Raw genomic sequence first — 447 nt, 5'->3', positions numbered from 1 at the left:
GGCACCGGCCCCCCGGCGCCACCCGCCTGTGAGAATAGGGCTGGCTTCAGGCTTTGTATCCAAAGTCCGCGATGGCATGCCAACGGTCGCGCAGGAAGTGCGCGGCCATCTTCGGCTGGCGGTCGCGGGTCAGGATGCCCTTGCGGTTGCCTTCCACTCGCATGGGCCCCTGAATGGTGGCGAAGTCCGCGAAATTCCACAGCTGTTCGCCAACGATCCATTGACGCTTGTCGAATTCCGCATCGATGCGGCGGAAATACTCCCGCTGGTATTCCTCGGAGAACATTTCGCCATGCGTGCCGTGAATGCCCTCCACAGTGTCGGCGCCGTACTCGGTGAACATCACCGGTTTGCCGATCTTCGCCCAGAAATCCAGCTCCACGTTCAACGCGTAGCAGGCCGCGTCCAGGTCGCCGGACAGGTTGTACCAGCCGTAGTAGCGGTTGA

Annotated in this window: 1 protein-coding gene; it reads right to left on the bottom strand. The window is 62.0% G+C overall.

Annotation, left to right across the window (positions count from 1 at the left end; all coding sequences use genetic code 11):
- Window positions 1-46: 46 nt before the first annotated feature.
- The coding region (locus B2994_RS05115) for a glycoside hydrolase family 2 TIM barrel-domain containing protein (RefSeq protein WP_291527296.1) at window positions 47-447 on the bottom strand (401 nt) is incomplete at its 5' end.

Source organism: Bifidobacterium sp. UBA744 (genome assembly GCA_002298605.1).
In the GTDB taxonomy this organism is placed as follows: Bacteria; Actinomycetota; Actinomycetes; order Actinomycetales; family Bifidobacteriaceae; genus Bifidobacterium.
Note: the sequence above shows the minus strand (reverse complement) of the source record. Positions and strands in the feature narration are given on the sequence as shown.